Source organism: Streptomyces sp. NRRL S-118, from assembly GCF_000716335.1.
In the GTDB taxonomy this organism is placed as follows: Bacteria; Actinomycetota; Actinomycetes; order Streptomycetales; family Streptomycetaceae; genus Streptomyces.
In genome coordinates this window covers 135,182-142,467 of sequence record NZ_KL591020.1, presented here as the reverse complement: position 1 = coordinate 142,467, position 7,286 = coordinate 135,182, and the positions used below count along the sequence as shown (strand labels likewise).

Sequence of the window (7,286 nt, the reverse complement as noted above, 5' to 3'; positions counted from 1 at the left end):
CCCGGGGACCACCCCGGGACGCCCGCCGTCGTCGTGCGGTACGGGCTCGTGAGCACCGGCCCGCCCGGGTCGATACCATGGGTGTCCGGGCTCGACCGGGGGACCCGGACCCGCACGAGGAGCGCTCTTGCCAGACGAGGCCCAGCCACTCTCCGCCGCGAAACCCGACCAGCGGGCCGACCAGGCCGCGGCGGCCCCAGCCACGCCCCAGAACAAGCCCGCGGAGGGTACGCCCAAGTCGGCGGCGCCGCAGCGCGCGACCGGCCCGACGCCCGTCTCGGCCCCGAAGCCCACCCCGCCGTCCGCCGCCCGCTCCGGCGGCTCCTCCAACCGCGTGCGCGCCCGCCTCGCCCGGCTCGGAGTGCAGCGCTCGTCCCCGTACAACCCGGTTCTCGAACCCCTGCTGCGCATCGTCCGCAGCAACGACCCCAAGATCGAGACCTCGACCCTCCGCCAGATCGAGCGTGCCTACCAGGTCGCCGAGCGCTGGCACCGGGGCCAGAAGCGCAAGAGCGGCGACCCGTACATCACGCACCCGCTCGCCGTCACCACCATCCTCGCCGAGCTCGGCATGGACCCGGCCACGCTCATGGCGGGTCTCCTGCACGACACGGTCGAGGACACCGAGTACGGCCTGGAGCAGCTGCGCAAGGACTTCGGCGACCAGGTCGCCCTCCTCGTCGACGGCGTCACCAAGCTCGACAAGGTCAAGTTCGGCGAGGCCGCGCAGGCCGAGACCGTCCGCAAGATGGTCGTCGCCATGGCCAAGGACCCGCGCGTCCTGGTCATCAAGCTCGCCGACCGCCTGCACAACATGCGCACCATGCGCTACCTCAAGCGGGAGAAGCAGGAGAAGAAGGCCCGCGAGACCCTCGAGATCTACGCGCCGCTCGCCCACCGCCTGGGCATGAACACCATCAAGTGGGAGCTGGAGGACCTCGCCTTCGCGATCCTCTACCCCAAGATGTACGACGAGATCGTCCGCCTCGTCGCCGAGCGCGCCCCCAAGCGGGACGAGTACCTCGCGATAGTGACCGACGAGGTCCAGGCCGACCTGCGCGCCGCCCGCATCAAGGCCACCGTCACCGGCCGCCCGAAGCACTACTACAGCGTCTACCAGAAGATGATCGTCCGCGGCAGGGACTTCGCGGAGATCTACGACCTGGTGGGCATCCGCGTCCTGGTCGACACGGTCCGCGACTGCTACGCCGCCCTCGGCACCGTCCACGCGCGATGGAACCCGGTCCCCGGCCGGTTCAAGGACTACATCGCGATGCCGAAGTTCAACATGTACCAGTCGCTGCACACGACGGTCATCGGCCCCAACGGCAAGCCCGTCGAGCTGCAGATCCGCACCTTCGACATGCACCGCCGCGCCGAGTACGGCATCGCCGCGCACTGGAAGTACAAGCAGGAGGCCGTCGCCGGCGCCTCCAAGGTGCGCACCGACGTACCCAAGAAGGCCGGCAAGGACGACCACATCAACGACATGGCGTGGCTGCGCCAGCTGCTGGACTGGCAGAAGGAGACCGAGGACCCCAGTGAGTTCCTCGAGTCGCTGCGCTTCGACCTCTCCCGCAACGAGGTCTTCGTCTTCACCCCCAAGGGCGACGTCATAGCGCTGCCCGCGGGCGCCACCCCGGTGGACTTCGCGTACGCCGTCCACACCGAGGTCGGCCACCGCACCATAGGAGCCCGGGTCAACGGGCGCCTCGTACCGCTGGAATCGACCCTCGACAACGGCGACCTGGTGGAGGTCTTCACCTCCAAGGCCGCCGGCGCCGGCCCGTCCCGCGACTGGCTGGGCTTCGTCAAGTCGCCGCGCGCCCGCAACAAGATCCGCGCCTGGTTCTCCAAGGAGCGCCGCGACGAGGCCATCGAGCACGGCAAGGACGCCATCGCGCGCGCCATGCGCAAGCAGAACCTGCCGATCCAGCGCATCCTGACCGGCGACTCGCTCGTCACCCTGGCGCACGAGATGCGCTACCCCGACATCTCGTCGCTGTACGCGGCGATCGGCGAAGGCCACGTCGCCGCCCAGGGCGTCGTCCAGAAGCTGGTGCAGGCCCTCGGCGGCGAGGAGGCCGCCAGCGAGGACATCGCCGAGTCCGCCCCGCCGAGCCGCGGCCGCGGCAAGCGCCGCGCCAAGGCCGACCCGGGCGTGGTCGTCAAGGGCGTCGAGGACGTCTGGGTGAAGCTCGCCCGCTGCTGCACCCCGGTGCCGGGCGACCCGATCATCGGCTTCGTCACCCGCGGCAGCGGCGTATCGGTTCACCGCGCCGACTGCGTCAACGTGGACTCGCTGTCGCAGCAGCCCGAGCGGATCCTCGACGTCGAGTGGGCGCCGACCCAGTCCTCGGTCTTCCTGGTCGCCATCCAGGTCGAGGCCCTGGACCGCTCCCGGCTCCTGTCGGACGTCACCCGGGTCCTGTCCGACCAGCACGTCAACATCCTGTCGGCGGCCGTCCAGACCTCCCGCGACCGGGTGGCCACCTCCCGCTTCACCTTCGAGATGGGCGACCCCAAGCACCTGGGGCACGTCCTGAAGGCGGTACGGGGCGTGGAGGGCGTGTACGACGTGTACCGCGTGACCTCGGCTCGCAGGCCGTGACGACGCACGGAAAAGGGCCTCCCGGGAGGGAGGCCCTTTCCACACCCGGCAGGGATCAGCCGCCGAACTCCTGCAGGCCCTTCAGCGCCTGGTCCAGCAGCGCCTGACGGCCCTCGAGCTCACGCGCCAGCTTGTCGGCCTTGGCGTCGTTGCCCGCCGCGCGGGCCGCGTCGATCTGCTTCTTCAGCTTGTCGACCGCGTCCTGGAGCTGCCCCGTCAGACCCTCCGCACGCGCGCGCGCCTCGGGGTTCGTCCGCCGCCACTCGGCCTCCTCGGCCTCCTGGATGGCCCGCTCCACGGCGTGCATCCGGCCCTCGACCTTCGACCGGGCGTCACGCGGTACGTGGCCGATGGCCTCCCAGCGCTCGTTGATGGTCCGGAAGGCGGCGCGGGCCGCCTTCAGGTCCGTCACCGGGACCAGCTTCTCGGCCTCGCCGGCGAGCTCCTCCTTCAGCTTGAGGTTCTCCGCCTGCTCTGCGTCCCGCTCCGCGAAGACCTCGCTGCGCGCCGCGAAGAAGACGTCCTGCGCACCGCGGAAGCGGTTCCACAGCTCGTCCTCGTGCTCGCGCTGCGCACGCCCCGCCGCCTTCCACTCCGCCATCAGCTCGCGGTACCGGGCGGCCGTGACCCCCCAGTCGGTGGAGCCGGAGAGCGCCTCGGCCTCGGCGACCAGCTTCTCCTTGGCCTTGCGGGCCTCCTCGCGCTGCGCGTCCAGCGAGGCGAAGTGCGCCTTGCGCCGCTTGGAGAACGCCGACCGGGCGTGCGAGAAACGGTGCCACAGCTCGTCGTCGGACTTCCGGTCGAGCCGCGGCAGGCCCTTCCAGGTGTCCACCAGCGCCCGCAGCCGCTCACCCGCGGCCCGCCACTGCTCGCTCTGCGCCAGCTCCTCGGCCTCGGTGACCAGCGCCTCCTTGGCCTTGCGCGCCTCGTCGGTCTGGCGCGCCTTCTGGGCCTTGCGCTCCTCACGGCGCGCCTCGACCGTCTCGACCAGCTTGTCGAGCCGCTTGCGCAGCGCCTCGAGGTCCCCGACGGCGTGGTGCTCGTCGACCTGGTGGCGGATGTGGTCGATCGCGGCCATCGCGTCCTTGGCCGACAGGTCGGTGGTCTTCACCCGCTTCTCGAGGAGGCCGATCTCGACCACCAAGCCCTCGTACTTGCGCTCGAAGTAGGCCAGTGCCTCCTCGGGAGATCCGGCCTGCCACGATCCGACAACCTGCTCGCCGTCGGCTGTACGCACGTACACGGTGCCCGTCTCGTCGACGCGGCCCCACGGGTCGCTGCTCACAGCGCCTCCTCCACATGATGCCGCGCGAGGGGTTTGCCCCCGGGCATCGTCCACAGTTTCCCGGCGGGCCTCGCCCGCCCTCCACAGCGCGTTTCGACCCGCGCTGCACAACGCCAATCTAGGCGACCGGCCGCCCGGCTGTCCGCACTCAGCGCGACCGAAATCCATCAGTTCACGCCTCGGCCCCGCCCGGAGCCGGACGGTGCGCCCGGCCAGGCCTCATGCCTTGGTGACGGTGGCCTTCTCGATGGTGACGGCCTTCTTGGGCGCGCCGTCCGTGGCGCCGCCCTCGACCCCGCCCGCGGCGATCTCCTGGACCGCCTTCAGGCCGGCGGCGTCCATGGTGCCGAAGGGGGTGTACTGCGGGGGCAGCTTGGTGTCCTTGTAGACCAGGAAGAACTGGCTGCCGCCGCTGCCGGGCTGACCGGTGTTGGCCATCGCCACGGTGCCGGCAGGGAAGGTCACCGCGCCGTCCGCGCCGGGCTTGCCCAGGGCGTTCAGGTTCTCGTCCGGGATGGTGTAGCCGGGCCCGCCCGTGCCGTTGCCCGTGGGGTCGCCGCACTGGAGCACGAAGATGCCCTGCGTGGTGAGCCGGTGGCACTTGGTCCCGTCGAAGTACTTCTTGTCCGCGAGGTGCTTGAACGAGTTCACCGTGCGGGGTGTCCTGGCCGCGTCCATCGCGACCTTGACGTCGCCGTGGTTCGTCCGCAGCGCCATCGTGTACTTCGCCTTGGCGTCGATCGCCATCTTCGGCTCGGCCGAAGCGCTCCCACCGGGCGAGGGCGAGCCGGAGGCCGTCGCGTCGTCGCTCTTGGTGTCCCCGTCGGAGAGCCCGACCGAGGCGTACGCGGCGGCGCCCGCGGCCAGCACCACGGCGAGCGCGGCGGCGATGATCGCGTTGCGGCGCTTGGCCTTCCTACGGGCCTCCTCACGGCGCTGCAGCTGCCGCTCGTACTTCTCCCTGGCGAGCTGGCGCCGCCGCTGATCGCTGGTGACCACCGGGTCTTCTCCTTGTCGGTCGTCCGTACCTGTCCTGGCGGAGTGTGCCCGTACCGTATACGGGTTGGCTGTGGAACACGCAGCGCCGGTAGGCTCTGATCTGCTGCCATTCCTCCTGCAGACATTCCGCCGGACGACTCTTAAGGACGATCGTGCTCATTGCCGGGTTCCCCGCCGGGGCCTGGGGGACCAACTGCTACGTGGTCGCCCCCGCCGCCGGCGAGGAGTGCGTGATCATCGACCCGGGCCACCAGGCCACCCAGGGAGTCGAGGAGACGCTCAGGAAGCATCGGCTGAAGCCCGTCGCCGTCGTGCTCACGCACGGCCACATCGACCACGTCGCGTCCGTCGTCCCCGTCTGCGGCGCCCATGACGTACCCGCGTGGATCCACCCCGCCGACCGGTACATGATGAGCGACCCGGAGAAGGCCCTCGGCCGTTCCATCGGGATGCCGCTCATGGGTGAGCTGACCGTGGGGGAGCCGGACGACGTCCACGAGCTCACCGACGGGGCGAAGCTGAAACTGGCGGGTCTGGAGTTCTCCGTCGCGCACGCGCCCGGCCATACCAAGGGGTCGGTGACCTTCGCGATGCCCGAGGCGGCGGACATCCCGCCCGTCTTCTTCTCGGGCGATCTGCTCTTCGCCGGCTCCATCGGACGCACCGACCTGCCCGGCGGTGACATGGACGAGATGCTCGCGTCGCTGGCCCGCGTGTGCCTGCCGCTCGACGACTCGACCGTGGTGCTGTCCGGCCACGGCCCCCAGACCACCATCGGCCGCGAGCGCGCCACCAACCCCTTCCTGCGGGAGGTGGCCGCCGGCCGTCAGACGGGGAGCACCAGCGACGCTCCCCGACGAGGAATGTGACGAGAGACCTCCGTGAGTACTTTTCAGGCCCCCAAGGGCACGTACGACCTTCTGCCCCCCCGTTCCGCAACGTTCCTCGCGGTCCGCGAGGCGATCGCTGTCCCGCTGCGCGCCTCCGGCTACGGCTACGTCGAGACGCCCGGCTTCGAGAACGTCGAACTGTTCGCGCGCGGTGTCGGTGAGTCCACCGACATCGTGACCAAGGAGATGTACGCCTTCGAGACCAAGGGCGGCGACAAGCTCGCCCTGCGCCCCGAGGGCACGGCGTCCGTGCTGCGCGCAGCGCTGGAGGCAAACCTGCACAGGCAGGGCAACCTGCCGGTCAAGCTCTGGTACTCGGGCTCGTACTACCGCTACGAGCAGCCGCAGGCAGGCCGCTACAGGCACTTCTCGCAGGTCGGCGCCGAGGCCATCGGCGCGGAGGACCCGGCCCTCGACGCCGAGCTGATCATCCTGGCCGACCAGGCGTACCGCTCCCTCGGCCTGAGCGAGTTCCGCATCCTGCTGAACTCGCTCGGCGACAAGGAGTGCCGCCCCGTCTACCGCGAGGCCCTCCAGGGCTTCCTGCGCGGCCTCGACCTCGACGAGGACACCCGCCGCCGGGCCGAGATCAACCCGCTGCGCGTCCTCGACGACAAGCGCGCCGAGGTGCAGAAACAGCTCGGGGGCGCGCCGCTGCTGCGCGACTACCTGTGCGACGCGTGCAAGGCCTACCACGAGGAGGTGCGCGCGCTGCTGACCGCGGCGGGCGTCGCCTTCGAGGACGACGAGAAGCTGGTGCGCGGCCTGGACTACTACACGCGCACGACCTTCGAGTTCGTCCACGACGGCCTCGGCTCGCAGTCCGCGGTGGGCGGCGGCGGCCGCTACGACGGCCTGTCCGAGATGATCGGCGGCCCCGCGCTGCCGTCCGTCGGCTGGGCGCTCGGCGTCGACCGCACGGTGCTGGCGCTGGAGGCCGAGGGCATCGCCCTCGACCTGCCGGCGGCCACCAGCGTGTACGCCGTGCCCCTGGGCGAGGAGGCGCGCCGCGTCCTGTTCGGCATCGTCACCGAGCTGCGCCGGGCGGGCGTCGCGGCGGACTTCTCCTTCGGCGGCCGTGGCCTCAAGGGCGCCATGAAGAACGCCAACCGGTCCGGCGCGCGGTACGCCGTCGTGGCGGGCGAGCGCGACCTCGCCGACGGTGTGGTGCAGCTCAAGGACATGGAGTCCGGCGAGCAGCAGGCGGTGGCCGTGGACGAGATCGTCCAGGTGCTCCAGACCCGCTACGCCTGACGACCACGCGGTGGGAGGCGAGGACCGGACGTGGCCGGTCCTCGCCTCCCTTTATGTCCACCGAACGGCGGACAGCCGCCCCCGTGCGGCAAAATGACCTCTGCCCCACCGGCCCCCGAACGAGGAACGGCGATATGACGACTGCGACGGCTGACGAGGTGTCCTCGGACCCCGGCACGGGCACGGGAGCGGGCCGGGCGTTCGCGTGGATGCTGGTGGTCACGGGCGCGGCGGGGCTGCTGGCGGC

Annotated in this window: 5 protein-coding genes; 3 read left to right on the top strand and 2 right to left on the bottom strand. The window is 71.0% G+C overall.

Features of this window, described 5'->3' with window-relative positions; translation table 11 throughout:
• Positions 1-127 precede the first annotated feature (127 nt).
• Entirely contained in the window at positions 128-2,611 is a 2,484-nt protein-coding gene (locus tag IH00_RS0127725) for a RelA/SpoT family protein (protein ID WP_031078291.1), read from the top strand.
• Positions 2,612-2,666: 55 nt separating this feature from the next.
• Here the strand turns inward: IH00_RS0127725 and IH00_RS0127720 are convergent, their stop codons facing one another.
• Both IH00_RS0127720 and IH00_RS0127715 read right to left on the bottom strand, forming a co-directional pair.
• The gene (locus IH00_RS0127720) at positions 2,667-3,896 is read right to left on the bottom strand and encodes a DUF349 domain-containing protein (RefSeq protein WP_031078290.1); all 1,230 of its coding nucleotides are present in this window, start codon (positions 3,894-3,896) and stop codon (positions 2,667-2,669) included.
• A gap of 219 nt (positions 3,897-4,115) precedes the next feature.
• Complete coding sequence (locus IH00_RS0127715; protein WP_031078287.1) at positions 4,116-4,895, bottom strand: peptidylprolyl isomerase; 780 nt, start codon at positions 4,893-4,895, stop codon at positions 4,116-4,118.
• A gap of 152 nt (positions 4,896-5,047) precedes the next feature.
• Here IH00_RS0127715 and IH00_RS0127710 point away from each other — a divergent pair, with 152 nt between their 5' ends.
• Both IH00_RS0127710 and hisS read left to right on the top strand, forming a co-directional pair.
• A complete protein-coding gene (locus IH00_RS0127710; RefSeq protein WP_031078285.1) occupies positions 5,048-5,764 on the top strand; it encodes an MBL fold metallo-hydrolase in 717 nt (238 codons plus the stop codon).
• 12 nt (positions 5,765-5,776) lie between these two features.
• A complete protein-coding gene (hisS, locus tag IH00_RS0127705; protein ID WP_031078283.1) occupies positions 5,777-7,039 on the top strand; it encodes a histidine--tRNA ligase in 1,263 nt (420 codons plus the stop codon).
• The last annotated feature ends 247 nt before the right edge of the window (positions 7,040-7,286 follow it).